Source organism: Ensifer sp. VA4 (genome assembly GCF_055710065.1).
The window spans coordinates 181,625-207,884 of the sequence record NZ_JBVQPO010000010.1 but is presented as its reverse complement, the minus strand read 5'-3'; the positions used below and the strand labels follow the sequence as shown (position 1 = coordinate 207,884).

General features: G+C 63.9%; 25 protein-coding genes. 12 read left to right on the top strand and 13 right to left on the bottom strand.

What is annotated here, in order from left to right; genetic code table 11:
* Positions 1–29 precede the first annotated feature (29 nt).
* The 4 genes from AC0C6X_RS19085 to glpK form a co-directional block, all read right to left on the bottom strand.
* A complete protein-coding gene (locus tag AC0C6X_RS19085; RefSeq protein WP_472954622.1) occupies positions 30–1,229 on the bottom strand; it encodes an MFS transporter in 1,200 nt (399 codons plus the stop codon).
* A gap of 272 nt (positions 1,230–1,501) precedes the next feature.
* Positions 1,502–2,251, bottom strand: coding sequence for a type I methionyl aminopeptidase (gene map / locus AC0C6X_RS19080; protein ID WP_247958554.1), 750 nt, complete (start codon positions 2,249–2,251; stop codon positions 1,502–1,504).
* 101 nt (positions 2,252–2,352) lie between these two features.
* Complete coding sequence (locus AC0C6X_RS19075; protein WP_472954620.1) at positions 2,353–3,408, bottom strand: LLM class flavin-dependent oxidoreductase; 1,056 nt, start codon at positions 3,406–3,408, stop codon at positions 2,353–2,355.
* Positions 3,409–3,575: 167 nt separating this feature from the next.
* On the bottom strand, positions 3,576–5,063 hold the full coding sequence (gene glpK, locus AC0C6X_RS19070) for a glycerol kinase GlpK (protein WP_173517463.1): 1,488 nt from the start codon (positions 5,061–5,063) through the stop codon (positions 3,576–3,578).
* Positions 5,064–5,323: 260 nt separating this feature from the next.
* Here glpK and AC0C6X_RS19065 point away from each other — a divergent pair, with 260 nt between their 5' ends.
* From AC0C6X_RS19065 to xdhB, 3 genes are all read left to right on the top strand, one after another.
* The gene (locus AC0C6X_RS19065; RefSeq protein WP_173517464.1) at positions 5,324–6,100 is read left to right on the top strand and encodes a 3-hydroxybutyrate dehydrogenase; all 777 of its coding nucleotides are present in this window, start codon (positions 5,324–5,326) and stop codon (positions 6,098–6,100) included.
* 105 nt (positions 6,101–6,205) lie between these two features.
* On the top strand, positions 6,206–7,681 hold the full coding sequence (gene xdhA, locus AC0C6X_RS19060) for a xanthine dehydrogenase small subunit (protein ID WP_247958556.1): 1,476 nt from the start codon (positions 6,206–6,208) through the stop codon (positions 7,679–7,681).
* A gap of 2 nt (positions 7,682–7,683) precedes the next feature.
* Positions 7,684–10,020: a xanthine dehydrogenase molybdopterin binding subunit gene (xdhB, locus tag AC0C6X_RS19055; RefSeq protein WP_247958557.1), complete on the top strand. Its 2,337-nt coding sequence runs from the start codon at positions 7,684–7,686 to the stop codon at positions 10,018–10,020.
* Positions 10,021–10,099: 79 nt separating this feature from the next.
* Here xdhB and AC0C6X_RS19050 read toward each other — a convergent pair whose 3' ends face one another.
* Positions 10,100–10,348 (bottom strand): hypothetical protein, encoded by a 249-nt coding sequence (locus AC0C6X_RS19050; RefSeq protein ID WP_247958558.1) that lies wholly within the window; start codon positions 10,346–10,348, stop codon positions 10,100–10,102.
* Positions 10,349–10,449: 101 nt separating this feature from the next.
* Between AC0C6X_RS19050 and AC0C6X_RS19045 the strand changes: the two genes are divergently transcribed.
* The 4 genes from AC0C6X_RS19045 (at position 10,450) to AC0C6X_RS19030 (ending at position 15,420) form a co-directional block, all read left to right on the top strand.
* Positions 10,450–11,364: a LysR substrate-binding domain-containing protein gene (locus AC0C6X_RS19045; RefSeq protein WP_173517467.1), complete on the top strand. Its 915-nt coding sequence runs from the start codon at positions 10,450–10,452 to the stop codon at positions 11,362–11,364.
* A gap of 253 nt (positions 11,365–11,617) precedes the next feature.
* Positions 11,618–12,856 carry a urate hydroxylase PuuD gene (gene puuD, locus AC0C6X_RS19040; RefSeq protein WP_247958559.1) on the top strand — a complete coding sequence of 413 codons (1,239 nt, stop codon included), beginning with the start codon at positions 11,618–11,620 and terminating at the stop codon, positions 12,854–12,856.
* Positions 12,853–14,169 (top strand): guanine deaminase, encoded by a 1,317-nt coding sequence (gene guaD / locus AC0C6X_RS19035; RefSeq protein WP_247958560.1) that lies wholly within the window; start codon positions 12,853–12,855, stop codon positions 14,167–14,169. Before puuD ends, guaD begins: the two co-directional genes overlap by 4 nt.
* 114 nt (positions 14,170–14,283) lie before the next feature.
* A complete protein-coding gene (locus AC0C6X_RS19030) occupies positions 14,284–15,420 on the top strand; it encodes an alpha-hydroxy acid oxidase (RefSeq protein ID WP_173517470.1) in 1,137 nt (378 codons plus the stop codon).
* A gap of 226 nt (positions 15,421–15,646) precedes the next feature.
* Here the strand turns inward: AC0C6X_RS19030 and uraH are convergent, their stop codons facing one another.
* From uraH to AC0C6X_RS19005, 5 genes are all read right to left on the bottom strand, one after another.
* Entirely contained in the window at positions 15,647–16,009 is a 363-nt protein-coding gene (gene uraH, locus AC0C6X_RS19025; protein ID WP_247958561.1) for a hydroxyisourate hydrolase, read from the bottom strand.
* Between the two features lie 43 nt (positions 16,010–16,052).
* The gene (locus tag AC0C6X_RS19020; RefSeq protein ID WP_247958562.1) at positions 16,053–16,550 is read right to left on the bottom strand and encodes an ureidoglycolate lyase; all 498 of its coding nucleotides are present in this window, start codon (positions 16,548–16,550) and stop codon (positions 16,053–16,055) included.
* Between the two features lie 96 nt (positions 16,551–16,646).
* Positions 16,647–17,150, bottom strand: a complete 504-nt coding sequence (gene uraD / locus AC0C6X_RS19015; protein WP_173517473.1) for a 2-oxo-4-hydroxy-4-carboxy-5-ureidoimidazoline decarboxylase — start codon at positions 17,148–17,150, stop codon at positions 16,647–16,649.
* Positions 17,150–18,079 (bottom strand): allantoinase PuuE, encoded by a 930-nt coding sequence (gene puuE, locus AC0C6X_RS19010; protein WP_173517474.1) that lies wholly within the window; start codon positions 18,077–18,079, stop codon positions 17,150–17,152. The genes uraD and puuE overlap by 1 nt, the downstream gene beginning before the upstream one ends.
* 126 nt (positions 18,080–18,205) lie before the next feature.
* Positions 18,206–19,006 (bottom strand): DUF1045 domain-containing protein, encoded by an 801-nt coding sequence (locus tag AC0C6X_RS19005; protein ID WP_173517475.1) that lies wholly within the window; start codon positions 19,004–19,006, stop codon positions 18,206–18,208.
* 242 nt (positions 19,007–19,248) lie between these two features.
* On the opposite strand from AC0C6X_RS19005, the gene AC0C6X_RS19000 reads away from it, so the two are divergent.
* Positions 19,249–19,635 (top strand): PRC-barrel domain-containing protein, encoded by a 387-nt coding sequence (locus tag AC0C6X_RS19000; RefSeq protein ID WP_472954613.1) that lies wholly within the window; start codon positions 19,249–19,251, stop codon positions 19,633–19,635.
* A 63-nt stretch (positions 19,636–19,698) separates the two neighbouring features.
* Here the strand turns inward: AC0C6X_RS19000 and AC0C6X_RS18995 are convergent, their stop codons facing one another.
* On the bottom strand, positions 19,699–20,841 hold the full coding sequence (locus tag AC0C6X_RS18995) for an NAD(P)/FAD-dependent oxidoreductase (protein ID WP_472954611.1): 1,143 nt from the start codon (positions 20,839–20,841) through the stop codon (positions 19,699–19,701).
* A gap of 39 nt (positions 20,842–20,880) precedes the next feature.
* On the opposite strand from AC0C6X_RS18995, the gene mnmC2 reads away from it, so the two are divergent.
* Entirely contained in the window at positions 20,881–21,597 is a 717-nt protein-coding gene (gene mnmC2 / locus AC0C6X_RS18990) for a tRNA (5-methylaminomethyl-2-thiouridine)(34)-methyltransferase MnmC2 (protein WP_173517478.1), read from the top strand.
* A 171-nt stretch (positions 21,598–21,768) separates the two neighbouring features.
* On the top strand, positions 21,769–23,355 hold the full coding sequence (locus tag AC0C6X_RS18985) for a trimethylamine methyltransferase family protein (protein WP_173517479.1): 1,587 nt from the start codon (positions 21,769–21,771) through the stop codon (positions 23,353–23,355).
* 54 nt (positions 23,356–23,409) lie between these two features.
* Here AC0C6X_RS18985 and AC0C6X_RS18980 read toward each other — a convergent pair whose 3' ends face one another.
* A complete protein-coding gene (locus tag AC0C6X_RS18980) occupies positions 23,410–23,859 on the bottom strand; it encodes a host attachment protein (protein WP_173517480.1) in 450 nt (149 codons plus the stop codon).
* Positions 23,860–23,986: 127 nt separating this feature from the next.
* The gene (locus AC0C6X_RS18975; RefSeq protein WP_173517481.1) at positions 23,987–24,661 is read right to left on the bottom strand and encodes a helix-turn-helix transcriptional regulator; all 675 of its coding nucleotides are present in this window, start codon (positions 24,659–24,661) and stop codon (positions 23,987–23,989) included.
* Between the two features lie 145 nt (positions 24,662–24,806).
* On the opposite strand from AC0C6X_RS18975, the gene AC0C6X_RS18970 reads away from it, so the two are divergent.
* A complete protein-coding gene (locus tag AC0C6X_RS18970; RefSeq protein WP_173517482.1) occupies positions 24,807–25,106 on the top strand; it encodes a hypothetical protein in 300 nt (99 codons plus the stop codon).
* Positions 25,107–25,140: 34 nt separating this feature from the next.
* Complete coding sequence (locus AC0C6X_RS18965) at positions 25,141–26,241, top strand: DNA alkylation repair protein (protein ID WP_472954607.1); 1,101 nt, start codon at positions 25,141–25,143, stop codon at positions 26,239–26,241.
* Positions 26,242–26,260 lie beyond the last annotated feature (19 nt).

Genomic DNA, 26,260 nt, shown 5'->3' with positions numbered 1-26,260 from the left:
GACGGATTTTTGGCCGCCGTTGGCGCTGGTCAATACTTCAACGCCCCTGAAATCCGCTTCAGTTCGACAAGGATGACGCCGCTGCATAGGAAGAGGACGACGGCCGCAATCAAGGTCGGCGCGGCGAAGCTGCCGGTGCGCTCCGCAAGCCAGCCGGCAACCAGCGGGCCGATGATCTGGCCGATACCGAAGGCGGCGGTCATCAGGGCGAGCGCCTTGCGCGGGCTTTCCGGCGCGAGCCGTCGGCCGATCTGGAGGCCATAGGCGGTTATCATCATGAAGGTAGCCCCAAGCATCAGCCCGCCGGCAAGCGGCGCATAGGGCAAGGGCAGTCCAACCGTCAGCACCAGGCCTACTGCCTCGACCAAAAGGCCGACCGCGTAGACACCGGCCAGACCGAGCCGCGGGACGGCAAAGCGCCAGAGATGGACGGAGAGCGCTGCGGCAAGGCCGGTCAGCAGCCAGGCGAGAAACTCGATGCTGTGGCCGCCGCTGGGATCCCGCGCCATGGCGACAAGGAAGGTGGCGGTGATGACATAGCCGAAGCCGAACAGTGCATAGGTGAACGTCACCACCGTGAGCGGTCGTGTCCAGGCAAGCGGCTTCTCGCGCACCGTGCCCCCACCGGACGAAGGAACGCCGGGCAGCAGCGCTGCGACAAAAATGGTCCCGACCAGCCCAACGAGGGCACCGGTGAACCAATCGCTCATCGAAGTCGTCAAGTCAGCATGCCCCGCAAGCGGGTTTGCCCAGACGCAGAGCGAGGAAAATGCGATGCCGAGGCCGACGCCGCCAAAGTGGACGGCGGGCACATGCTCCGACTGCGCAAGCAGGCCATGGCCAAGCACGATGCCGGAGATGAAGATCATGGCAAAGGCGCTGGCAAGGCCGGCCAGGAAGCGGATGAGCGCCAGCACGGCGACGGAGGACGAGAGCCCCATCGCCGCAAGCAGAGCTGTCGTGGCGATGAGCGCCGCCAGCCCAATCCGCCGCTCATGCCCATGCGCCCAGCCATAGGCAGCGAGAATGGCACCGGCCAGATAGCCGACGAAGTTGGCCGAGGCGATGAGGCCGGCGTCACCCGGTGAGAGGCCGAGATCGGCCATCATCGCCGGCAGGATCGGCGTGTAGGAGAAACGGCCAAAGCCCATGGCGACAGCCATGGCGATAGCGCCTGCAGTGGCCGTGGCGGAGATGCTGGTCTGGAGCGGTCTGTCGAGCGTGGTCATGCCCTTTTATTGCACTGCAACAAGGGCCCCCACAAATGACAATAATTGAAGGACCTATTGAAGAAATCGAACGATCGAACGACTTCAATGGGTTACAGGGACCGGCGCCCCCGAAACCTGCCCGCAACGCCGGACGGGAAACCGCACTTTTCCTGGCGTTGTCCTTGTAAGACGCAACGCCGGACGGAAAACCGCTTCGCACTTTTCCTGGCGTTGTCCTTGTAGACGCAACGCCGGACGGAAAACCGCTTCGCACTTTTCCTGGCGTTGCTTTAGCCGGGCAGCGTCACCACCAGCGGCCCGCCGCGGGTGACCACGACGGTGTGCTCGTATTGCACCGTCGGCGCCCGCGGATCGCTGTAGAGAGTCCAGTCGTCATTGCCGCCTTCGGCCCATTGCGCGCCCATGGACAGGAAGGGCTCGACGGTGAAGACCATACCGTCGGTCATCCGGCGGCGCTCGCGCGGGTCCGGCCAGGTGGCGATCTCGGTCGGCTCTTCATGCAGCGAGCGGCCGATGCCGTGGCTTGCGAGATTGGTGACGAGCGAATAGCGGTTCTTGCGGGCGAAGTCGCCGATCGCGTTGCCGATGGCCGCCAGCGGCTGGTCGGGACGCACTTGTTTGAGGCCGACCCACATCGCCCGCTTGCCATCGCGGCAGAGCCTGTCGATGGCGACGCTGACCGGCGGCACCGGGAAGGAAGCGCCCGTGTCGGCGAAGATGCCATCCTTCTCGGCCGAGACGTCGATGTTGACGAGATCGCCCGCCTGGATCACCCGGCTGCTGGGAATGCCGTGGGCGATTTCCTCGTTGACGCTGATGCAGGTGGCGCCGGGGAAATTGTAGCAGAGCTCCGGCGCCGAGCGTGCGCCGGCCTCTTCCAGCACCTTGCGGCCGATCGCATCCAGTTCCGCCGTGGTGATGCCGGGCTCGAGCGCCTCGCCCATGGCCTGCAGGGCATTGGCGCAGATGCGGCCGATTTCCTTCAGCCGCAGCAAATCTTCTTCGTTGTTGAGGGTCATCCGTGTCTCGCTTTCGCGCCCACATGTAGCGTGTCGCCATGCGTTACGCCAGCGCCGAACGGGACGGCCGGCAATCGAGTCCTGAAACCCCGCATTGCAGGTCAGACGGCCGGCGCCGCCGCCTTCTCTTCCGCCATTGCCTGGCGCACCAGCGGTGCCACCTTGGTGCCGTAAAGTTCGATGCCGCGCATGATCTGGTCGTGCGGCATCGGTCCGATCGCCATCTGCAGCAGGAAGCGATCGTTGCGGAAGACTTTCCAGTTCTCGACGATCTTCGCCGCCACCCTCTCCGGATCGCCGAGGAAGAGGTTGCCGCTCGGGCCGCGCGCTTGGTCGAAATGCGCCCGGTTCGTCGGTCCCCAGCCGCGCTCGCGGCCGATGCGGTTCATCACTTCCGCCTGCGGCCCGTAGAACTGGTCGGCAGCCAGATCGGTCGTGTCGGCGATGAAGCCGTGCACGTTGATGCTGGTCTTCAGTTTGGCCGGATCCTGGCCGGCGCGGCGCGCGGCCTCGCGGTAGAGGTCGAAGAGTGGCGCGAAACGGCGCGGTTCGCCGCCGATGATCGCAAGCGCTACCGGCAGGCCGAGCGCGCCGGCGCGCGCCACCGATTGCGGCGTGCCGCCAACGGCGATCCAGAGCGGCAACGGGTCCTGCAGCGGCCGCGGATAGATGCCGCGATCATGGATCGCCGGCCGCATCTCGCCCGACCACCTGACCTTCTCGCTGTCGCGCAGAGCCATCAGGAGATCGAGCTTCTCGGCAAAAAGCTGGTCGTAGTCGTCGAGCGACTGGCCGAAGAGCGGGAAGGATTCGATGAAGGACCCGCGCCCTGCCATGATCTCGGCGCGACCATTGGAGATCAGGTCCAGGGTCGAGAACTGCTGGAAGACGCGCACGGGATCGTCCGAACTCAGCACCGTGACGGCGCTGGTCAGCCGGATATTCTTCGTCTTGGCGGCGGCGGCAGCCAGAATGACGGATGGTACGGAGGCCGCATAATCAGGGCGATGATGCTCGCCGAGCCCGAAAACATCGAGCCCGACCTGATCGGCGAGCTCGATTTCTTCGAGAAGGTTCTTGAGGCGGCGCTGCCCCTCTTTGCCCTTTTCTTCAGCAGTCGGATCGACATCCGCGAAAGTATAAAGCCCGAGTTCCATGATGCCCGTCCTGTTTCTGTTGTGACAACAGATAGTTGCCGCGCGCAGGAGCAGCAAATGTTCATCCGGGAAACGCTGTGTTTCCCGGATGAACATGAATGGAGCCTGTGTCGGATGATTGGCGAGAACCGGATGTTACGGCTGAAAACCGCGTCTCGCCCGCGCTGTTAGTTCAGCGTGCGCTTCACGGCGTTGCGCCATCCCCTAAGCTTGGCCTTGCGCGTCTTCTCGTCCATGGCCGGCTCAAAGCGACGGTCGCGCGCCCAGGACTGGGCGAACGCTTCCTGTTTCGGCCAGACGCCGGCGCGGCCGCCGGCGAGCCAGGCGACGCCGAGCGCGGTCGTTTCGAGGATGACGGGGCGATCGACCGGTGCGTCGAGCAGATCGGACAACCGCTGCATCGTCCAGTCGGACGCAACCATGCCGCCATCGACGCGCAGCACCGTTTCCTTGCCGTTGCTGCGCCAGTCCTTGTGCATCGCCTCCAGCAGGTCGCGCGTCTGGTAGCAGACAGCCTCGAGCGCGGCGCGGGCAAACTCGGCCGGGCCGGTGTTTCGGGTCATGCCGAAGATCGCACCGCGCGCATCCGGATCCCAGTGCGGCGCGCCGAGACCGGTGAAGGCCGGGACCAGATAGACCTCCTGCGTCGGATCGGCGCTTTCAGCGAGCGTACCGGTATCCGGTGCGGCCTTGATGACCTTGAGCCCGTCGCGCAGCCATTGCACGGCAGCACCGGCGACGAAGATCGAACCTTCCAGTGCATAGGTCGTCTCGCCGTCGAGCCGGTAGGCAATGGTGGTGAGCAGCCGGTTCTTCGAGCGCACCATGTCCTTGCCGGTGTTGAGCAGTGCGAAGCAACCGGTGCCATAGGTGGATTTCAGCATGCCCGGCTTGAAGCAGGCCTGGCCGATCGTCGCCGCCTGCTGGTCGCCGGCAACGCCGAGGATCGGAATAGCGGCGCCGAAGATCGCCGGATCGGTGACGCCGAAATCGGCAGCGCAGTCCTTGACCTCCGGCAGCATGGCGCGCGGCACTTCGAGGATCTTCAGCAGCTCGTCATCCCAGGCGTTCTCGGCGATATTGTAAAGAAGCGTGCGCGAAGCATTGGTGGCGTCGGTCGCGAAGGATTTGCCACCGGTCAGCCGCCAGATGAGGAAGGTGTCGATCGTGCCGAAGCAGAGCTCGCCCCTGGTCGCGCGCGCCTGCGCGCCCTCGACATTGGTCAGCAGCCAGTTGAGCTTGGTGCCGGAAAAATAGGGATCGAGCAACAGGCCGGTCTTCTTGGCGAAGGTCTTTTCAAGCCCCTGCTTCTTGAGCTTGTCGCAATAGGCGGCGGTGCGGCGGTCCTGCCAGACGATCGCATTGTGGATAGGGTTGCCGGTTTCGCGATCCCAGACGACGACGGTCTCGCGCTGGTTGGTGATGCCGATGCCCGAGAGGTCGCCAGCGGTTATACCTGCCTTGGCGATCGCTTCCTGGACCGTCGAAAGGACCGTCTGCCAGATTTCCTCGGGATCGTGCTCGACCCAGCCGGATTTCGGGAAGTGCTGCTTGAATTCCTTCTGCCCGGCACCGACGACCCGCTGCCGACCGTCGAAGATGATCGCACGGCTCGAGGTCGTACCCTGATCGATCGCGAGAATATATCCGCCCATATGCCCCTCCCCGGCCGCACCCAAATGTATTCGTCGCCCTTCCTCAAGGGCGGGACGTCATTTCGAAAACTTCAATACGATGGCAAAACGAATGTCAAACGAAAACAAAACGCAAGCAATCCACTTCGCCAATCTTGCCACGAAGTCTGGGGGCCGAGGGCAAAAAACACAATTGTCAGCGCCGCGGTTTTACGCGTAGGCTGGCGCTGTTGCGCCGCAACAAAGGGCAGTCCGCGGCGCCGCAAAGGGAGAGAGCAGCAATGACGAAAACAGCGGTCATCACCGGTTCTACGAGCGGCATCGGGCTTGCGATCGCCAAGGCCTTCGCCAAGGGCGGCGCCAACATCGTGTTGAACGGCTTCGGCAGCCCCGATGAAATCAGACAAGCGACCGACGACGTCGGCGCACTGACGAGCGGGACAGTCGTCTATCATGGCGCCGACATGACGAAGCCGGCCGAGATCGCCGATCTGATCGCGACGGCCGCCGAGCGCTTCGGCAGCGTCGATATCCTCGTCAACAATGCCGGCATTCAATATGTGGAGAAAGTCGAGGATTTCCCGATCGAGCAATGGGACCGCATCATTGCGATCAACCTCTCCTCTTCCTTCCATACGATCCGCGCCGCCATTCCCGGCATGAAGGCGAAAGGCTGGGGCCGCATCATCAACATCGCCTCCGCCCATGGCCTCGTCGCCTCGCCGTTCAAGGCGGCCTATGTCGCGGCCAAGCACGGCGTCCTCGGCCTGACGAAGACCGTGGCGCTCGAAGTCGCGGAAAACGGCATCACCGTAAATTCGATCTGCCCCGGCTACGTGCTGACGCCGCTCGTCGAAAAGCAGATCCCGGATCAGGCGCGCACCCGCGGCATCACCGAGCAGCAGGTGATCAACGACGTGATGCTGAAGGGCCAGCCGACCAAGAAGTTCATCACCGTCGAACAGGTCGCCTCCCTCGCCGTCTATCTCGCCGGCGACGACGCGGCCCAGATCACCGGCACCCATGTTTCCATGGACGGCGGCTGGACGGCGCAATAGGCACGCCCCTGGAGCAGGCAAAAGTTTCTTCGGCCCTTTGCTTTTCTGCATAACCACCTAAAATCAAAGTGATTTCAGGTAATGCAGCCGCAGGGAATGAATGGCATGGCCCAGTCGAATGGAACGATCAGCTTCATCCTCAACGACCGCGAGGTCTCGCTTTCGGATATCGCGCCGACCACGACCCTGCTCGACTATTTGCGGCTCGAGCGCCGGCTGACCGGCACCAAGGAAGGCTGCGCCGAGGGTGACTGCGGCGCCTGCACCGTGCTGGTCGGGCGGCTCGCGGGCGATGCGCTCGTCTATGAAAGCGTCAACGCCTGCATCCGCTTCCTCGGCTCGCTGCAGGCGACGCATGTGGTCACGGTCGAGCATCTCGCCGGCAAGGACGGCACGCTGCATCCGGTGCAGCAGGCGATGGTCGATTTCCACGGCTCGCAATGCGGCTTCTGCACGCCCGGCTTCGTCATGTCGCTCTATGGCCTCTGGATTGCGAACGACGACCCGAGCCGTTCCGATATCGAAAAGACGCTGCAAGGCAATCTCTGTCGCTGCACTGGCTACGAGCCGATCGTGCGCGCCGCGGAAGCGGCCGCGAAGGCGCGGCCCTCCGCCGTCTTCGATCCGATCACCAGGGAGCGCGAAGCAGTCACCGCGAGGCTCAAGGCGCTGATACCCGCCGAAACCATCACCATTCGCCAGGGCGAAAACTGTCTGATCGTGCCGGCGGACAGCGACGGCCTGGCCGCCGCACTCGCCGACAATCCGGGGGCAACGGTCGCTGCCGGCTGCACCGATGTCGGCCTCTGGGTGACCAAGCAGATGCGGCCGATCAACCCGGTCATCTTCATCAATGGCATCGCCGAACTGCAGCGCATCGAAGAGACCGAAGCCGGCCTGACGATCGGTGCCGGCGTCACCTATACCGCCGCCTTTTCGGCCCTCGCCAAGATCCATCCCGGCTTCGGCCCGTTGATCAACCGGATCGGCGGCGAGCAGGTGCGCAACATGGGCACGATCGGCGGCAACATCGCCAACGGCTCGCCGATCGGCGACAGCCCGCCGCCCTTGATCGTGCTCGATGCCACCGTGACGCTGCGCTCGACCAAGGGCCGGCGCACGCTGCCGCTCGAATTCTTCTTCATCGCCTATGGCAAGCAGGATCGCCAACCGGGCGAATTCGTCGAAAGCATTTTCGTGCCGCGCTTGCCGGCCGGGGATCTCTTTGCCGCCTACAAGGTCTCCAAGCGCCGGGACGAGGACATCTCCGCCCTGCTCGGCGCCTTCCGCCTATCGGTGGAAGATGGCGTTGTCCGCTCTGCCCGTGTCGCCTTCGGCGGCATGGCCGCCACGCCGAAGCGCGCCACGACCGTGGAATCGGCGCTGATCGGCAAGCCATGGACCGAGGAAACGATCCATGCGGCACAGCCGGCCTTCGAGACCGACTACCAGCCGCTCACCGACTGGCGTGCCACCAGCGACTATCGCATGCTGGCGGCGAAGAACCTGTTGATGCGTTTCTTCCTGGAAAGCGGCGGCGAGCCTGCGCAACTGGTGCGTTACGCCACGGGAGAGAGATAGCCATGGACAAATCCACCTTCGAGGAACGCAAGGCGATCCGCGGCGAGATGCATGCGCCGCAGCGCCATGACAGCGCCCACAAGCATGTGGCCGGCACGGCCGATTATATCGACGATATGCCCGAACCGGCAGGCACTCTGCATGGCGCGCTCGGCATGACCGACCGGGCGCACGCGGAAATCATAGCCATGGACCTCTCGGCCGTCGTCGCCGTACCCGGCGTCGTCTTGGTGTTGACCGCCAAGGACATGCCGCATTCCAACGACATCAGCCCCAGCCACCGGCACGACGAGCCGGTGCTCGCCGATGGGCTGGTGCAGTTCCACGGTCAGCCGGCCTTTGCCGTGATTGCAGAGACCCGCGACATTGCCCGCCGGGCCGCGCGGCTGGCGAAGATCACCTACCGCGACCTGCCGCACGTCACCGACATTCTCGACGCTGTCGCCCATGGCGGCGACCTGGTGACGCAGCCGCTGATCCTGCAGCGCGGCGACGCCGAGGCGGAGTTGGAAAAGGCCCCACACCGGCTCAAAGGCAGCATGCGGATCGGCGGCCAGGAGCATTTCTACCTCGAAGGCCATATCGCGCTCGCCATTCCCGGCGAGGACGACGAGGTTACCGTCTGGTCCTCGACCCAGCATCCGAGCGAAATCCAGCACATGGTCTCGCACGTGCTCGGCGTGCCCTCGAACGCGGTGACGGTGAACGTGCGCCGCATGGGCGGCGGCTTCGGCGGCAAGGAAACACAAGGGAACCAGTTTGCAGTGCTTGCAGCCGTTGCGGCGAAGAAGCTCAACCGCGCCGTCAAGTTCCGCCCGGACCGCGACGAGGACATGACGGCAACCGGCAAGCGTCACGACTTCCTGGTCGACTATGACGTCGGCTACGACGACGAGGGCCGCATCCACGCCGTCCATGCCAATTATGCGGCGCGCTGCGGCTACTCGTCTGACCTCTCCGGACCGGTCACCGACCGGGCCCTTTTCCACGCGGACAGCTCCTATTTCTACCCGCATGTGAAGCTCACGTCGCAACCACTGAAGACCAACACGGTGTCGAACACCGCCTATCGCGGCTTCGGTGGGCCGCAGGGCATGCTCGGCGGCGAGCGCATCATCGAAGAGATCGCCTATCAGCTCGGCAAGGACCCGCTCGAGATCCGCAAGCTGAACTTTTATGGCGAGAAGGGCTCCGGCCGCGACATCACTCCCTACCACCAGCAGGTCGAAGACAACATCATCGCGCAGATCGTCGCCGAACTCGAGGAGAGTGCGGACTATCAGGCGCGCCGCCGGGCAATCCTCGACTTCAACCGGACGAGCCGCGTCATCCGCAAGGGCATTGCGTTGACGCCGGTGAAGTTCGGCATCTCCTTCACCATGACCGCCTTCAACCAGGCGGGCGCTCTGGTGCATATCTATCAGGACGGTTCGATCCACCTGAACCATGGCGGCACCGAGATGGGCCAGGGCCTCTACATCAAGGTGGCGCAGGTGATCGCCGACAGTTTCCAGGTCGATCTCGATCGCGTCCGCATCACCGCGACGACAACGGGCAAGGTGCCGAATACGTCGGCGACCGCCGCTTCCTCCGGCTCCGACCTCAACGGCATGGCCGCCTTCGACGCCGCACGCCAGATCAAGGAGCGGCTGGTGAGCTTCGCCTGCGAGCGCTGGCAGACGACGCCGGACAATGTCAGCTTCGTGGCCAACCACGTGAAGATCGGCGAGGAGCTGGTGCCCTTCCCCGATTTCATCAAGCAGGCCTATATGGGCCGCATCCAGCTTTCGGCCACCGGCTACTACAAGACGCCGAAGATCCACTGGGATCGCGCCACCGGCCGCGGCACGCCCTTCTACTATTTCGCCTATGGCGCTGCGGTTTCGGAGGTCTCGATCGACACGCTGACCGGCGAGTACATGGTCGATCGCGTCGACGTGCTGCACGATGTCGGCCGCTCGCTCAACCCGGCGATCGATCTCGGCCAGATCGAGGGCGGTTTCGTGCAGGGTATGGGCTGGCTGACGACGGAAGAACTCTGGTGGGACGACAAGGGTCGGCTGCGCACCCACGCCCCCTCCACCTACAAGATCCCGCTCGCTTCCGACCGACCGAAGATCTTCAACGTCAGGCTTGCCGAATGGTCGAGCAACGTCGAGAAAACCATTGGTCGTTCCAAGGCGGTGGGCGAGCCGCCTTTCATGCTGCCGATCTCGGTACTGGAAGCCCTGTCGATGGCGGTCGCCAGTGTCGCGGATTACCGAGAATGCCCGCGGCTCGACGCGCCGGCAACACCGGAGCGTGTGCTGATGGCCGTCGAACGCCTTCGGCGCGCCTGACGGCCATCAATCCGGTGTTAGAGCATCCCGCTTGCAAGTGGCATCACCGGAAGCGGAAAGGAAACAGAACGCACGGCCTCTAGAGCCGCGGAAGTTCATTGATGCTGAGCAGTCGGCGAGCGTTGGCCATTGCCTCCTCGTCATCGCTGTGGGGGCTGTGAACATCCATGAAACCCATGTCTCTCTTCATGTGATCGGAGAGCGCGTTGACATCCAGCATCGGCTTGGGGGCAACGAGGCCGCCGAACAGGGCGGCGGTGAGCCGGGCCACCGGCTCGAGGGAAAGAAATGGTTTTCTTTCAGTACGTTCGAAAGTATCGCAAGTCATCTCAGCACCTGTTCATCTTGGGAAGTTGACTTGGAGGATGCCGTGGAGGAGGATCGAAATCCAATCGAACATCCGTCTGCATGCATCAAGAGAACTTATCCATGAAGATGTCGAAGCAGTTTCCGCTGAATGCGCTGCGGGTCTTCGAAGCGGTCGCGAGACTCGGCAGCTTCACCAAGGCCGGTGAAGAGCTGGGCATGACCCAGACGGCCGTCAGCTACCAGGTCAAGTTGATCGAGGAGAATGTCGGCGAGCCGCTGTTCCTGCGCCGCCCGCGCCAGATCTCGCTGACGGAAGTCGGCCAACGCATGGCCCCGCGTGTGACCGAAGCCTTCGAAATGCTGCAGGAAGCCGTATCCAACGCCCGCGGCGATATCGACAGCGCGCTGCTGATCAGCTCGACGCCGACCTTCGCCTCGCAATGGCTTGCGCGCAACATCGGCAGCTTCCAACTCGCCCATCCCAATATTGCCGTCCGGCTGACGACGAGCGACTCGCTCACCGACTTCACCCGGGAGCCGGCCGATCTCGCGATCCGCTCAGGCGCCGGCGTCTGGCCCGGCCTCGACACACACCCGCTGATGCGCGTGGAATTCAGCCCGATGCTGAGCCCGGCACTTGCCGAAACCATCGGCGGCGTGCACGAGCCGCGCGACCTGCTGAAACTCAGGATCATCGATGCCGGCGATCCCTGGTGGCGGATGTGGTTCAAGGCGGCCGGGGTCGACGATCCGGATCTCGAAGGGCGGCCGCACAGCCGGCTCGGCGCGCAATCCTTCGAGGCGCGTGCTGCCGTCGCAGGCCAAGGGGTCGCGATCCTGACGCCGGAATTCTATCCGGACGATGTGGCGCTCGGCCGCCTCTACCAGCCGTTCGATCTGCGCTGCAGCGACGGTTGCGACTACTGGCTCGCCTATCCGCACGCCCGCCGCAACACGCCGAAGATCCGGATCTTCCGCGACTGGATCCTCGGCGAGCTCTGCCCGCCGCAGTTCCTGCAAGCAAATAGGGCTTGAGGGGTTCACAAGCCCCTTTTCCCCTCCGTTGTTTTTGCGCAAGGTGCTGGAGCATCCGCCTTTCAGGTCGGAATGACTTGAAAGCCGAAAGATGCTCTGGGATCAAAGTGCTAGAGCGGGATTAGGAAAAGTGTGTGCGGTTTTCCGCCCGCATCTCGCTCTAACTTATTAGAATCGATCACGTTTATGATTTTGGGTCGATCCGACCCAAAATCATAAACGTGAGCTAGAGCGGAGACAAAAGGGGATCTGAATGTACGAGTTCGCCATTGCCTGGGAATGGCTGGCCTTTGCCGTGCGCTGGCTGCACGTGATCACGGCCATCGCCTGGATCGGCTCATCCTTCTATTTCATCGCGCTCGACCTCGGCCTGATGAAGCGCGATCACCTGCCCGTCGGCGCCTATGGCGAGGAGTGGCAGGTGCATGGCGGCGGCTTCTACCATATCCAGAAATACCTGGTGGCGCCGGCCACGATGCCGGAGCATCTCACCTGGTTCAAATGGGAATCCTACATGACGTGGCTCTCGGGCTTCGCCATGCTCTGTGTCGTCTATTACGGCGGCGCCGATCTGTTCCTGATCGACCGCCACGTGCTCGACATTTCCGCAACGACCGCGATCCTGATCTCGCTCGCCTCACTCGGCGTCGGCTGGCTGTTCTACGATCTCCTGTGCAAATCGCCGGTCGGCCGGAACACCTGGGGACTGATGGCGCTGCTCTATGTGGCGCTCGTCGCCATGGCCTGGGGCTATACCCAGCTCTTCACCGGCCGCGCCGCCTTCCTGCATCTCGGCGCCTTCACCGCCACGATCATGTCGGCGAACGTCTTCTTCATCATCATTCCCAACCAGAAGATCGTCGTCGCGGATTTGATCGCCGGCCGCACGCCGGATCCGAAGCTCGGCGCCCAGGCCAAGCAGCGTTCGCTCCATAACAACTACCTGACGCTTCCCGTCATCTTCTTCATGCTGTCGAACCACTATCCGCTGGCGTTTGCGACGGCGTTCAACTGGATCATCGCGGCGCTCGTCTTCCTGATGGGCGTCACCATCCGCCACTGGTTCAACACCACCCACGCCCGCAAGGGCAAGCCGACCTGGACCTGGCTCGCCACCGCGCTGATCTTCGTCCTGATCATGTGGCTTTCGACCGTGCCGAAGGTTCTGACCGGCGGCGAAAAGGCGGAAGTCGCGCCGGCCTTCGCCCGCTTTGCCGCGAACGCCCACTTCCCCGCCGTCAAGGACACGGTTTCGACCCGCTGTTCCATGTGCCATGCGGCGGAACCGGTTTATGAAGGCATCACCCAGGCGCCGAAGGGTGTGGTGCTGGAAAGCGACGCGGAGATTGCCGCCCATGCCCGTGAAATCTATATCCAGGCCGGGCGCAGCCATGCGATGCCGCCCGGCAACGTGACAGACATGACGACGGACGAACGCCAGCTTCTGACAGCCTGGTTCGAAGGCGCCGTCGAGGAAGGCAGGACACAATGACAACCACCCTCATCCGCGGCCGACTCTTAAGCTTCCATCGCGCGCCAACGGCGATCAATGACAGCGCCGCCTATAGCTACGAGAGCGACGGCGCGCTGCTGGTCGAAGGTGGGCAGATCATTGCCAGCGGCGGCTACGCTGCGGTCAAGGCGGGCGCTCCTGAGGGCGTGGCGGAAATCGATCACCGCCCGCACCTGATCGTTCCCGGTTTCATCGACACGCACCTGCATTTCCCGCAGATGCAGGTGATGGCCTCCTATGCCGCCAATCTGCTGGAGTGGCTGAACACCTACACCTTCCCGGAGGAATGCCGCTTCGTCGAAACCGCCCATGCCGAACGCATTGCGACGCGCTTCTTCGACGAGATGGTGCGGCACGGAACGACGACGGCAACCGCCTATTGCTCGGTGCACAAGGCCTCCGCCGATGCCTTCTTCGCCGAGGCGCTCCGCCGCGACATGCGCATGGTCGCCGGCAAGGTGATGATGGACCGCAACGCGCCGCAAGGGCTGCTCGACACGCCTGAGATGAGCTACGACGAGACCCGCGCGGTGATCCGCGAATGGCACGGCAAGGGCCGTAACCACGTGGCCATCACGCCGCGTTTCGCCATCACCTCGACGCCGGAACAGATGGAGGTTGCCAGGTCGCTGGTGCAGGAGTTCCCCGACCTGCACGTCCAGACCCATCTTTCGGAAAACCGCGACGAGATCACCTTTACCTGCGATCTCTATCCCGAAGCCAAGGACTATACCGACGTCTACGCGCGCTATGGCCTGCTCGGGCCGAAAAGCCTCTTCGGCCATTGCATCCATCTCTCGGAGCGCGAGGCGGATGCGATGAGCGAAACCGGTTCCGTCGCCGTCTTCTGCCCGACCTCCAACCTCTTCCTCGGCTCCGGTCTCTTTCCGCTGCGCGCACTCACCCGCCGCGACAAGCCGGTTCGCACCTCGGTCGCCTCCGACATTGGCGGCGGCACCAGCTATTCCATGCTGAAGACGCTCGACGAGGCCTACAAGATCCTGCAGTTGCAGGGCGAGCGGCTGAACCCCTTCGACAGCTTCTTCATGATGACCCGCGGCAACGCCGAGGCACTCTCGCTCGTCGACAGGATCGGCACGCTCGAAGCTGGAACCGACGCCGATTTCGTCGTGCTCGACATGGCGGCGACGCCGGCGATGGCGCTCCGGGCCGAAGTGGTCAATTCACTGGCTGACGAACTCTTCCTGCTGCAGACCATGGGCGACGACCGCGCGATCGTCGAAACCTATGTCGCCGGCAAGCCGGCGAAATCGGCACTCGCCGCCGCGTGACGCGCCAAGTGCGGAGAGGTCAAGAAAATTGACCTCTCCGCGATCTGGCTATTAACAAGCCTCCGGCAAACATGATAATGGCTCGGCAGTCGTCCATTGATGAAGGCCGTTTCCATGACGCAAATCCTCGAAATCAACGACCTCAAGGCTCTTGCCAAGCGCCGCGTGCCGAAGCTCTTCTTCGACTATGCCGACAGCGGCGCCTGGACCGAAGGCACCTATCGCGCCAACGAGGAGGATTTCGCCAAGGTGAAACTGCGCCAGCGGGTGCTGGTCGACATGAGCAACCGGTCGCTGGAAACGACGATGATCGGCCAGAAGGTCTCGATGCCGGTGGCGCTCGCCCCGACCGGCCTCACCGGCATGCAGCATGCCGACGGAGAGATGCTGGCAGCCCAGGCGGCCGAAGCCTTCGGCGTCCCCTTCACGCTCTCGACCATGAGCATCTGCTCGATCGAGGACGTCGCCTCGGTCACCACCAAGCCCTTCTGGTTCCAGCTCTACGTGATGCGCGAGCGCGAATTCGTGCTGAACCTGATCGACCGCGCCAAGGCAGCGAAATGCTCGGCGCTGGTGCTGACGCTCGACTTGCAGATCCTCGGCCAGCGTCACAAGGACCTGCGCAACGGCCTTTCGGCACCGCCCAAAATGACGCCCAAGCATCTCTGGCAGATGGCGACGCGCCCCGGCTGGTGCATGAAGATGCTCGGCACCAAGCGCCGCACCTTCCGCAACATCGTCGGCCACGCAAAGAGCGTCACTGACCTTTCTTCGCTCGGCGCCTGGACGGCGGAACAGTTCGATCCGCAACTCTCCTGGAAGGATGTCGCCTGGATCAAGGAGCGTTGGGGCGGGCCGCTGATCCTCAAGGGTATTCTTGACCCCGAAGACGCCAAGATGGCGGCCGCGACCGGCGCCGACGCGATCATCGTTTCCAACCATGGCGGCCGCCAGCTCGACGGCGCCCATTCCTCGATCAGCATGCTGCCGCGCATCGTCGATGCGGTCGGTCACCAGATCGAGGTGCATATCGACGGCGGCATCCGCTCCGGCCAGGACGTCCTGAGGGCCGTCGCCATGGGCGCCAAGGGCACCTATATCGGCCGCCCCTTCCTCTACGGCCTCGGCGCCATGGGCAAGGAGGGCGTGACCAAGGCGCTGGAAATCATCCGCAAGGAGATGGACATCACCATGGCGCTCTGCGGCAAGCGCGATATCAACGACGTCGACCGCAGCATTCTGGCGGATTGAGACGCGGGCGCGACGTCAGGTCGCTGTGCCCTAGCCACTTCCCAGACCTCCCTCTTCCCTGTGCTTGTCACAGGGATCCAGCCAGCCCAAGTCCTTGGGCTGAAGAGGTTCTTCGACCCGACGGACGTCGGGTCGCTGGATCCCCGCCACAAGGGCGAGGATGAGGGAGAGTGGGATGAGCCTCTCGCCAAGCAACGGACGAGCGGCCAGGAAGCGCGTTAAGCCCTCAACTTCCCCGATAGGTCGAGTACCCATAGGGCGAGAGCAACAGCGGCACGTGATAGTGGCTGGCCGGATCGGCGATGCCGAAGCGCAAGGGGATGCGGTCGAGGAAGGCCGGCTCCGGCAGCGTCACGCCGGTGCGACGCAGATAGTCACCGGCATGGAAGACCAATTCGTAATTGCCGGCCATGAAGCCGATGCCTTCAACCATCGGCCCGTCCACGCGCCCATCGCTGTTGGTGTGAACGGTGCGGATCAGTTGCCGTTCCTCGCCTTCGAGCCAGTAGAGATCGATGCGCAGACCTTCGGCCGGCTTGCCGAGTGCGGTGTCGAGAACATGGGTCGTCAGGCGGCCGGTGCTGCTCATGGCATCCTCTTTCTGCTGGCGCGGCATGCGGGCGTCCAGCCCGCTAGACTGGGCTCGGAATGACAAAAGGCTCGTCGTAGAAATATTCTTCCAGATTGTTGCCCGGCCCTTCGCGATCGACGATCAGGAAATCGCTGACGGCGCCGACCGACATCAGCGGATGATGCCAGACGTTGCGACCATAGTTGACGCCCTGCCGGCCGCTCGCCTGGAATACCCTCGGCCTGCCCGGGCGCCCGTCCTCGTCTTCGGCGACAACGACGAGCCAGGGGCGGTCGTCGAGCGGCGAGAAGCTCTGGCTGCCGAGCGGATGGCGTTCCATCATGGTCACGGCATAGGGAAACGCGCGCGGCTGGCCACGGAAGATGTTGATGATGACATTGGCGCCGTCGCCGACCACATCGGCGCGCGCCAGCCCGTGAAAGCGTTCCGTGTTGCCGCCGTTAATGTAGCGCATCGTCGCCGGATCCGCTTCGATGATGGTTCCGAAGGGTGCAAAGGCGTCGCGCGTCAGCGGCTCGATCTCAAGCAGGCGCGACATCAGACGTTGGCCTCATGAGACGGGGCTGCACTTGCGGACATCAGCTCCAGTTCGACGGCCTCCCCAGTGCGTGAGAGCGCGTATCGAACGGTTTTATCAGGCATATTCGTCTCCAGGAAGCATCGACTGCAGCCGCAGGCGGGCGATTTTTTCCACCTGCGCGCAAGCGGTTTCAAATTCCTCTTCGGGCGAATTGTCAATGCGGCTTTCGAAGGCGGCGAGAATCTGGCCCTTGGTGAGCCCCTTCACCGCGATGATGAAGGGAAATCCGAATTTCTGTGTATAGGCGTCGTTGAGCGCGGTGAAGCGCTGATGCTCCTCGGGCGTCAGCCGATCGAGGCCGGCAGACGCTTGCTCCGCCGTCGAGTCCGCCGTCAGCTTGCCCGCGATCGCCAGCTTGCCGGCAAGATCGGGATGGGCGCGCAAGACCTCCAGCTTTTCGCGCGGCAGCGCCGCACGAAAGGCCTGGCAGAGCGCCGAATGCACGTTGCCCGCCGTCAGACCCGTCGTCGCGGCGCGATCGAAGGCGCGTTCGGCCACCCAGGGCGAATGCTCGAACACCCCCCCGAATCGAGCGACGAAGGCGTCGCGGTCGGACATCAAAGCGCCCCTTCCGGCTTGTGGTGCTGGTACCAATGGCGGGCGATGTCGATGCGCCTGGGCACCCAGACCTTGTCGTGCGACATGACGTAATCGATGAAGCGGGCGAGCGCGGCGGCTCGGCCGGGGCGACCGACAAGCCGGCAATGCAGGCCGATGTTCATCATCTTGGCATCGCCCTGGCGGCCCTCCTCGTAGAGCACGTCGAAGGTGTCCTTGAGGTAGGTGAAGAACTGGTCGCCCGAGTTGAAGCCCTGATTGGTGGCAAAGCGCATGTCGTTGGCATCGAGCGTGTATGGAATGATCAGGTGCGGCTTGTCCGCCGGCAGACCCGGCACCCAATAGGGCAACTCGTCGGCGTAGGAATCGCAGGAATAGAGAAACCCACCCTCTTCCAGCACCAGTTTCAGCGTATTGGCCGAGGGCTTGCCCTGGTAGATGCCGAGCGGGCGCTCGCCGGTCAATTCCGTATGCAGCCGCACGACCTCGCGGATATGCTCGCGTTCGACCTCTTCCGGGAAGTCCTTGTATTCCAGCCAGCGCAGGCCGTGGCTGGCGATCTCCCAACCGGCCTCTTTCATCGCCGCAACCGCCTCCGGGTTGCGCGCCATGGCAAGCGTCACGCCATAGACGGTCAGCGGCACGTTGCGGCTCGTGAACATGCGCCAAAGCCGCCAAAAGCCGGAACGGGCGCCATATTCGTAGATCGATTCCATGTTGAGGTTGCGCTGGCCGTGCCAGGGCTGTGCGCCGACGATCTCGGAGAGCAGACATTCGGACGCCGGGTCGCCATCGAGAATGCAGCTTTCGCCGCCCTCCTCGTAGTTCAGCACGAACTGCACGGCAATGCGCGCATCGCCCGGCCAGTTTGCCTTCGGCGGATTGCGGCCGTAGCCAACGAGGTCGCGTGGATACTTCGTCTCAGACATGAAATCACCCTTCGATTTTTCCAGAACGGTATCACCGCCGGCCGGATTGTCGATACCGAAATCCACCCGTGGGGAGCGCCGGGCAGCGATGTCGGAGGGAGAGGAAGATGGGGAACCGCGCTCTTGTTAACGCTGCGCCATCAATGCCGCAACGATGAGCGGCAAGGGCCGGATCGATCCCGGACCAAGGGAGGGATCGGCGGCAACACGTTTGGCGCGCTCGGTGCGCGCATTGGTGGAGATCTTGCCGAGCGGGTGCTGCGAATGCACGCGCAGGGGTGCGCCGGTCTCCGGCTCGACGAAGAGAGCGAGGCTGCCGATGGCAAGCGGTGTCGCCAGGTGCGGTTCGAACAGGTCGCGAAGCGGCGCCTCGACCTGACGCAGCGCGTCCGGGGCCAGCGGGCCGGTGAGCAGCATATGGAAGCGATACTCGTCCATGACGTGAGGAGCGCCCCAGCGGTGCAGATTGGAGAATTGCGGCGCGGTCAGCCGGTCCGGATCGGAACGCTCGATCTCGTCTTCGCTGAGCGGTGCGCGAAAGGCATTGAACTCCTGCACGACATTGGCTGCCAGCAGGTGCATGGCAGTGCTCGGCACCTGCGGCATCAGGCCGAGGCACCGGCCGATGCGGGCGACTTCCAGCCGGTCGGTTTCGAACGGCGTCTGCGCGCCGGCAAAGTGCATGAGCGCCTTCAGGAGCTGCGATTCCGTCATGTCCGGGTGCAGCCGGAACGGCGACATCATCATCGCATGGAAACCGAAGCGGCGCGGCACGGCCGTGTGGTAGGCAATGTCGGCAGAGCTCAAGCCGGCAACCGAAGGCAGCTCCGTCGGCTCGCCGGAATAGACGTTGCGCCCCAGCCAGCTTGCGGCAACCGCGGAAAGCGGGTCGGCCATCGGCGGTGTGAAACAAATGGCGTAGCGCATCGGTGGCTCCGGTTGTCCTTGAGCGGATGAGGAAAACACGTACGATTTCCGCCCGCATCCCGCCCAAACTCATGAGAATGGATCATGATGATCCATTGGCCGCGTCTTAGGTGATTTGCGTGACAGAATGACGAAGTGGGCCGGGCAAAACCGCCCGGCGCCACCGGTTTGCGTCGAGACATCGGAACCATCCGGCCCAGGGGCCGTTCCTTCAAGGTAACAATCAAGGATGGAGAAGAAGCGTGAGCGACTACAACGCAAGCCTGCAGGACGCCGGAATCAAGGAAACCCATGACCTGATCGCGAGCGACAAGGTTGAAGGCACGAAGGTTTATGGCGCCGACAACAAGCACATCGGCTCGATCGAGCGCGTGATCATCGAAAAGCGCAGCGGTCGCGTGGCCTATGCCGTGCTCGGTTTCGGCGGCTTTCTCGGCATCGGCGAAGATCACTATCCGCTGCCCTGGGCGAAGCTGACCTATGACGAAAACCTCGGCGGCTACCGCACCGACGTGACGCGTGATCAGGTGGAGCGCGCACCGAAGTATCGCGGCGACGAGGAATACGACTGGAACGAGGAAAACGGCCGCCGCGTCTCCGACTACTACGGCGTACCCTACTGGATGTAAGGTCGGATTTTCGATTGTCCGAACGGGGTCCGCCGGCGGGCGGAGCCCCTCCTCGATCCAGCCCTATAGATGCTCCTCGCGCAGCGCCTCCAAGTGATTCCGGCTCAGGAAGGATTCGGGAATGTCGATCGTCGGAATGCCGGCGATCTCGTCGACGACAAATCGCGCGAGGCGGTGCGCGATGCCGAAGCTGACCTTGAAGCCGCCGGTCAGCACGGAAATGTTCGAATGATCAGGATGCCGGCCGACGATGGGTTCGCGCCCCGCTGACTTTGGCCTGAGCCCTGCCCAGCGCTCGACCACCTGGGCATCCGCCAGACGCGGCGCCAAGAGGATGGCGCGCCGCAACAGATCGTCGAGCTGTTCGTCCGTGGACAATGGATCGGCAAAGCTGTTTTCGCTGGTGCTGCCCACCGCCACATGGCCGTCGTCGTGGGCGATGATATAGACGCCGTCCGTGAAGATGACCGGCAAGGCGGGATCCACCTCTGCCCGCAACAGCGCGGCCTGTCCCTTGACCGCCGTGCCGCTCGTCGCTTTCAGCGGGCCTGACACCGCATCGATCAGCGGGAAACTGCCGATGCCGGCAGCGATGATGCAATGGTCGAAGCTGCGCTGGCTGCCATCGTCGAGCTCGATCCGGCGATGCGCCGGGAGAATGGCGCGCACGCCTGAGCCTTCCTCGATCTGAACATTGGAGAACTGCAACAGGGCGGCACGCAGTGCCGACAGCGTTCGACGCGGCGACACCCGCGCGGCCAGCGTATCGAAAACGACGCCGTGCGCCGTTGCCTCCCCGGTCGGCCAACCCTCCGGTCCATTCTCCTGGACATGCCAGAAGAATTGCCGGTCGCCCGCGCGCCATTGCTGTTTCGCGTCCCGCTCGTGCCGGAGCGCGATGTCGCGCAGATGCGGCTTGGCGAGCGGCATCAGCCGCCCGGTGCGCCGATAGCCGGTCGACATCCCGGCTTCTGCTTCGAGCTGCGCGATCTCCTCTTCGAGCGACACCAGCGCATCGAACTGGAATTGCTTCTTGGCGTTCCAGCGGTCGGGCATATGCGGCATGAGCGCGCCCAGCAGGCCGCCGCTCGCGCCGGCGCCGATCGCCTGCTGCTCGACCAGCCGCACCTCCATGCCCTTGCGCGCCGCGGAAAGGGCGGCCCACAGCCCCATGACGCCGGCGCCGACGACCAAAAGTTCGCTCATCGATTGACCTTCTCCGGCCGGCGGATTATCGCCTTCGCCATGACAGGACCCGCAGACCCGTTCGAGCCCCCGGCGCACCAAAACCTCGATTGGCACGAGGGCGATATGCCCTATTCCCGGGAGTTTGGCGATCACTTTTATTGCCGTACCGATGGCCGGCTGGAATGCGGCCACGTCTTCCTTTCCGGCAACGGCCTGCCGCATCGCTGGGTCGGCGCGGGCACGTTCCGCATCGGCGAACTGGGCTTCGGCACCGGGCTCAATTTCTGCGAGACATGGCGCCAGTGGAAAATGACCGCGAGCGCCGGCGACCGCCTGCATTTCGTCTCGTTCGAGCGATTTCCCATGGCCGCCGACGAGATTTCCCGCGCGTTGAGCCATTGGCCGGAGATCGACGCGGAACGGCAGGCCCTGGTCTCCCGCTGGCCGGCAAGCCCCGACGGTGACGTCCACATCGACTTTGGCGACGGTGTCACCCTCACCGTCGTCTGCGGCCCTGCGCTCGAAGGCGTTGCCCGGGCTGAAGACCGGTTCAACGCCTGGTATCTCGACGGCTTCGCCCCCTCGCGCAATCCCGACATGTGGTCGGAAGAGCTGATGCGGCTCGTCTTCGAAAAGACGGCATCAGGCGGCAGCTTCGCGACTTACGCGGCCGCCGGCTTCGTCCGCCGCAATCTCCAGGCCGCCGGCTTCGTCGTTGAAAAGCGCAAGGGTTTTGCCGGCAAGCGCGAGATGCTGCGGGGCGACCGCCCCTAAATCGCCTTCCCCCCCCGATTTCGACCCGTCTTGAACGGTTGCGCCATCGGACTGCGAAAATGCGTCAGCGGGAACGATTTACTCCACGAGAGAACTGAACTGTCGCAAATGGCGGGCCATCGCCACCGAGAATCTGCGACACACACCCATCGGCAACGCGGTGGGACCATCATGAACAACGATCAGTTTCCCGATGCAGCAACCGGCGATGCGGCTTCGACGCCGCTGGAGCGGCGACGCAGGCCGGGCGGCCGCGGGGCCGAACGGGCCCGCAAGTCAACAGGCGGAAAATATCTCAATCTCGTCAATATGTTGAGCAAATCTACGGTCCTTTCGGAAGATGCGCTCGAGGCGATCCATGACGCGTCGCTGACCATCCTCGAAGAGATCGGCATGGACATCATCCTGCCGGAAGCGCGTGACCGGATGAAGGCTGCCGGCGCCGACGTGATGCCCGGCACCGACCGGGTGCGCTTCGACCGCGGCCTGATCATGGAGATGGTCGCCTCAGCCCCCTCCTCCTTCACCATGCATGCCCGCAACCCGGCGCGCAACGTCGCGATCGGCGGCAACAATCTCGTCTTCGCCCAGATCGCCAGCGCGCCTTTCGTCGCCGATCGTGACGGCGGTCGCCGCACCGGCAACCACGAAGACTTTCGCAAGCTGGTGAAGCTCGCCCAGTCCTACGACATCGTCCACACGACCGGCGGCTATCCCGTCGAGCCCGTGGACCTGCACGCGTCCGTGCGCCACCTCGACTGCCTCTCCGACATGGTGAAGCTGACGGACAAGGTCTTCCACGTCTATTCGCTCGGGCGGCAGCGCAATACCGACGGCATTGAGATCGCCCGCATCGGCCGCGGCATTTCCATGGAGCAGATGGAGCGCGAGCCGTCGCTCTTCACCATCATCAACACCTCCTCGCCGCTGCGCCTCGACGGACCGATGCTGCAAGGGATCATCGAGATGTCGTCGCGCAATCAGGTGGTGGTGGTCACGCCCTTTACGCTGGCCGGCGCCATGGCCCCCGTGACGATCGCCGGCGCCCTGGTGCAACAGAATGCCGAAGCGCTCTGCGGCATCGCCTTCACCCAGATGGTCCGGCGCGGGGCGCCCGTGATGTATGGCGGCTTTACCTCGAATGTCGACATGAAGACCGGCGCGCCGGCCTTCGGCACGCCCGAATACATGAAGGCGGTGGTCGCCGGCGGCCAGCTCGCGCGCAAATACAACATCCCCTACCGCACCTCGAATACCAATGCCGCCAATACGCTCGATGCCCAGGCGGCCTACGAGTCGGCGATGTCGCTCTGGGCGCTGACGCAAGGGGGCGGCAATTTCGTCATGCATGCCGCCGGCTGGACCGAAGGCGGGCTCACCGCCTCCTTCGAGAAATTCATCCTCGACGTCGACATGCTGCAGATGGTGGCGGAATATCTGGCGCCGCTCGATGTCAGCGAGGATGCGCTCGGCCTCGACGCCGTGCGCGACGTCGGCCCCGGTGGCCACTACTTCGGTACGTTACACACGCTGCAGCGCTACGAAACGGCCTTCTATTCGCCCATCCTTTCCGACTGGCGCAATTTCGAGACCTGGACCGAAGCCGGACGGCCGACAACCTACGACCACGCCAACCGGATCTTCAAGCAGAAGCTCAACGAATACGAGCGGCCGCCCCTCGACCCTGCGATCGAGGAGGAGCTCGATGCCTTCGTCGCCAAGCGCAAGGCGGAAGGCGGCGTCCCGACGGACTTCTGACGGGACGCCCCCAAGAGATGCAGTGAACGTTGCGAAAGCGCAGCCTCGCCGGGCTTAGGGGAACACTGCGGCCCGCGCTGTCGCGATCAGTTGCTCGGTGGTTGCAGCGACGCAATTGCGGTCGATCTCGGCGACCGTCCGCTCCCGGACGTGCGCAGAGAGGTGCTTCCTGAGATCGCCGAGCGTCTTTGGAGCCGCGCAGATCACCAGGCTGTCGAAAGCATGGTCGGCGGCGTAGCTCTCCAGTTTTTCAGCCACGTCGGCAACGAAGCGTTGCTGCTCCTCGCGAACGGGATCGCTCTTGTATTCCATTGCGGATCGGCCGTATCCGACCGAAGTGTGCGACCGACCCGGCTTGTCGGCCATGATGTCCTGCACGCGCTTGGGTTCGGTGTGAAAAGTCTCCTCGTCCGGTCGCTGGCGGCACTCTTTCAAGAGATTAACGCCCTTGACGATGCGCGCGGTGTTGCCGTCCGCGACCAATATCCATGTCCGGTTCTGCACGATTGTCTCCCAGTGAAAGCTGTGGATCGTGTTGGGCCGAAAAGGCCCTTTAAAGAAACGCACGAGGCTCGGTTCGGTTCCATCGGCGGCACGCTTCCGCGCCAATTGTTTGCGCCCGCGGTTGCATCTACATCCGTGCAAGATAGGCTTCGAAGCTGCGCTCGGGCATCGCCTCGTAGCGCTCGCGCTCGACCTCAAGCGAACTGATCCGGTCGACCCGGAAATCCCGGAAGTCCGACCTCAGCTCGCACCAGCCGGTCAGCAGCCAGTTATGACCGAAGACGCTGAGGCCGAGCGGCCAGACGGTACGCTCGGAGTGCTCGTCCTTGAGGCTGTCATAGGCGAGCCGAAGCTTGCGCCTCTCGGCGATCGCCTGACGGAGATCGCCGAGCAATGCCGGCGGTTCCGGCTGGAGTGCCGAGCGGAAGGCGCGAAGCGGTGCCGCCGTCAGCCGCTGGCGGTGTTCGGGAGGCAGACCGTGGGCGATCTTCTCCATCGCCTCGCGCGCCGACTGGGCAAGCCGCCCGTCGCCCAGCATCTGCACGGCCCGGGCACCGAAGGCGAGCGCTTCGAGCTGCTCGAAGGTGAAGGCGAGCGGCGGCGCGTCGAAGGCCCCGCGCAGCAGATAACCGACGCCGCGCTCGCCATCGATCGGAGCGCCCGAGGCGATCAGATGCTCCATGTCGCGGTAGATCGTCCGTTGAGCGACCTCCATCTTCTCGGCGATCTCACGCGCCGTCATCGCCCGCCCGGTGGCGCGCATGAGCTGGATGATGCGAAAGAGCCGGTCGGCAGGTCTCATGCGTGGCCTCCTTCGCCATCTTGCCGCACGTTTGAAGGGCTACAGCGGCCGCCCGACACGCACAAGCATGCGACCATCGACTATGGCCATAAGGCTGTCAGTTGCCCTGTGCTAAATCAAGCTCCAACAGACATGGAGCATGAACATGACCAGCGATCACATCCTCGAGCTTGCCGTTTGCATCGTCCTCGACAAACCCGCGGCGACAGCCACGCGCCACCGGGCGATGCAAGCCGTTTCCCGCTATCCTGGCTTCATCTCCTGGCGCGCGGTCGATTCGTGCGAGACGTCGGGAATGTTTGCAGATCTGGTCGAATGGGAGACGCTGGAGGCCGCCCGATCGGCCGGCGAGCGCGTTCGGGTCGATCCGGAGTTTGCGCCTTATGCGGCAACGATCAGTGCGGTCATGCTGGTGCAGCATTTTACCGACGGCCAGAAGATCTGAGCGGCCAGAGAAACGAGGGAAGGACTGCCTGACAATGGCCGAGCCGCTGAAGAACCTGCTGCACCCCGGGGTCGTCATGGACATTGCCGACCGGATCGCCCGCGACACCAACGCCTTCGATCGGGAAAAATTCCTGCGGCTCGCAGGCGACGGTCTCGAAGCGCTGGAACTGATGCAGCGTTCGCTCAAGATCCGCGACGCGCTCGTCGAGACCTTGCCGCAGCCGTTTGCCGAAGCCGCCGAGATTCTCGCGGCTTGCCTGCCCCGGGATGGCGTTCCCGGTATCGACGGCTGGGCGCTCCTGCCCGTCAGCCAGTTTGTCGCCCTGCGCGGTCTCGGGGACTTTGACCTGTCGCTATCGCTGCTGCGCGCCCTAACGCCGCATTTCACCGGCGAGTTCGGCATTCGCGTCTTCATCGATCACGACCAGGATCGCGCACTGGCAACGATCCGGACCTGGTCCGGCGACGCCAACCATCACGTCCGGCGGCTGGCGAGCGAAGGTACGCGGCCGCGCCTGCCCTGGGCAATGCGTCTGCCGAAACTCATCCGTGATCCGAAACCGATCCTGCCGATCCTGACGGCGCTCCTCGACGACCCCGAAGACTATGTGCGCCGGTCGGTCGCCAACAGCCTCAACGACATCGCCAAGGACCACCCGGACATGGTGGCTGCCTTCGTCGCCGAGCATATCGGCGATGCGTCGCCGGAGCGCCGCCAGCTTCTGCGCCACGCCTCGCGCACGCTCCTGAAACAGGGGCATTCGGCCGCGCTTTCGAATTTCGGCTTCGCCGCTCCGAGCCGCATCCATGCCCGTCTCTCGCTCGACCGCTCCGAAATCGTGCTCGGCGAAAGCCTCGGCCTGCGCCTTGCGATCAGCCATCAGGCCAAAACCAGCCAAAAGGTGATGATCGACTACGCGGTGCATCATCGCAAGGCGAATGGCTCGACGTCACCCAAAGTCTTCAAATGGACATCGGCGACGCTCGCGCCCGGCGGCTCGATCGAGATCGAGAAACGCCATGCGATCCGGCCGATCACGACGCGCCGCTACTATGCCGGCACACACCGCATCGTCATCCTCGTCAACGGACAGGAAGCGGCGGAAGCCGGTTTTGAACTCGCGCTGGAGTAGATCTCATTTCGCACCTGCG

Coding starts and splice junctions, on each gene's coding strand:
- map (WP_247958554.1), bottom strand. CDS start 2,251: ATGACCCTCAACAACGAAGAAGATTTGCTGCGGCTGAAGGAAATCGGC.
- AC0C6X_RS19085 (WP_472954622.1), bottom strand. CDS start 1,229: ATGACCACGCTCGACAGACCGCTCCAGACCAGCATCTCCGCCACGGCC.
- guaD (WP_247958560.1), top strand. CDS start 12,853: ATGACAACCACCCTCATCCGCGGCCGACTCTTAAGCTTCCATCGCGCG.
- AC0C6X_RS18965 (WP_472954607.1), top strand. CDS start 25,141: ATGGCCGAGCCGCTGAAGAACCTGCTGCACCCCGGGGTCGTCATGGAC.
- AC0C6X_RS19045 (WP_173517467.1), top strand. CDS start 10,450: ATGAAGATGTCGAAGCAGTTTCCGCTGAATGCGCTGCGGGTCTTCGAA.
- xdhA (WP_247958556.1), top strand. CDS start 6,206: ATGGCCCAGTCGAATGGAACGATCAGCTTCATCCTCAACGACCGCGAG.
- uraH (WP_247958561.1), bottom strand. CDS start 16,009: ATGAGCAGCACCGGCCGCCTGACGACCCATGTTCTCGACACCGCACTC.
- AC0C6X_RS19020 (WP_247958562.1), bottom strand. CDS start 16,550: ATGTCGCGCCTGCTTGAGATCGAGCCGCTGACGCGCGACGCCTTTGCA.
- glpK (WP_173517463.1), bottom strand. CDS start 5,063: ATGGGCGGATATATTCTCGCGATCGATCAGGGTACGACCTCGAGCCGT.
- AC0C6X_RS18975 (WP_173517481.1), bottom strand. CDS start 24,661: ATGAGACCTGCCGACCGGCTCTTTCGCATCATCCAGCTCATGCGCGCC.
- AC0C6X_RS19075 (WP_472954620.1), bottom strand. CDS start 3,408: ATGGAACTCGGGCTTTATACTTTCGCGGATGTCGATCCGACTGCTGAA.
- mnmC2 (WP_173517478.1), top strand. CDS start 20,881: ATGACAGGACCCGCAGACCCGTTCGAGCCCCCGGCGCACCAAAACCTC.
- AC0C6X_RS18970 (WP_173517482.1), top strand. CDS start 24,807: ATGACCAGCGATCACATCCTCGAGCTTGCCGTTTGCATCGTCCTCGAC.
- puuE (WP_173517474.1), bottom strand. CDS start 18,079: ATGTCTGAGACGAAGTATCCACGCGACCTCGTTGGCTACGGCCGCAAT.
- AC0C6X_RS18985 (WP_173517479.1), top strand. CDS start 21,769: ATGAACAACGATCAGTTTCCCGATGCAGCAACCGGCGATGCGGCTTCG.
- AC0C6X_RS19030 (WP_173517470.1), top strand. CDS start 14,284: ATGACGCAAATCCTCGAAATCAACGACCTCAAGGCTCTTGCCAAGCGC.
- AC0C6X_RS19065 (WP_173517464.1), top strand. CDS start 5,324: ATGACGAAAACAGCGGTCATCACCGGTTCTACGAGCGGCATCGGGCTT.
- AC0C6X_RS18995 (WP_472954611.1), bottom strand. CDS start 20,841: ATGAGCGAACTTTTGGTCGTCGGCGCCGGCGTCATGGGGCTGTGGGCC.
- AC0C6X_RS19050 (WP_247958558.1), bottom strand. CDS start 10,348: ATGACTTGCGATACTTTCGAACGTACTGAAAGAAAACCATTTCTTTCC.
- puuD (WP_247958559.1), top strand. CDS start 11,618: ATGTACGAGTTCGCCATTGCCTGGGAATGGCTGGCCTTTGCCGTGCGC.
- AC0C6X_RS19005 (WP_173517475.1), bottom strand. CDS start 19,006: ATGCGCTACGCCATTTGTTTCACACCGCCGATGGCCGACCCGCTTTCC.
- uraD (WP_173517473.1), bottom strand. CDS start 17,150: ATGTCCGACCGCGACGCCTTCGTCGCTCGATTCGGGGGGGTGTTCGAG.
- xdhB (WP_247958557.1), top strand. CDS start 7,684: ATGGACAAATCCACCTTCGAGGAACGCAAGGCGATCCGCGGCGAGATG.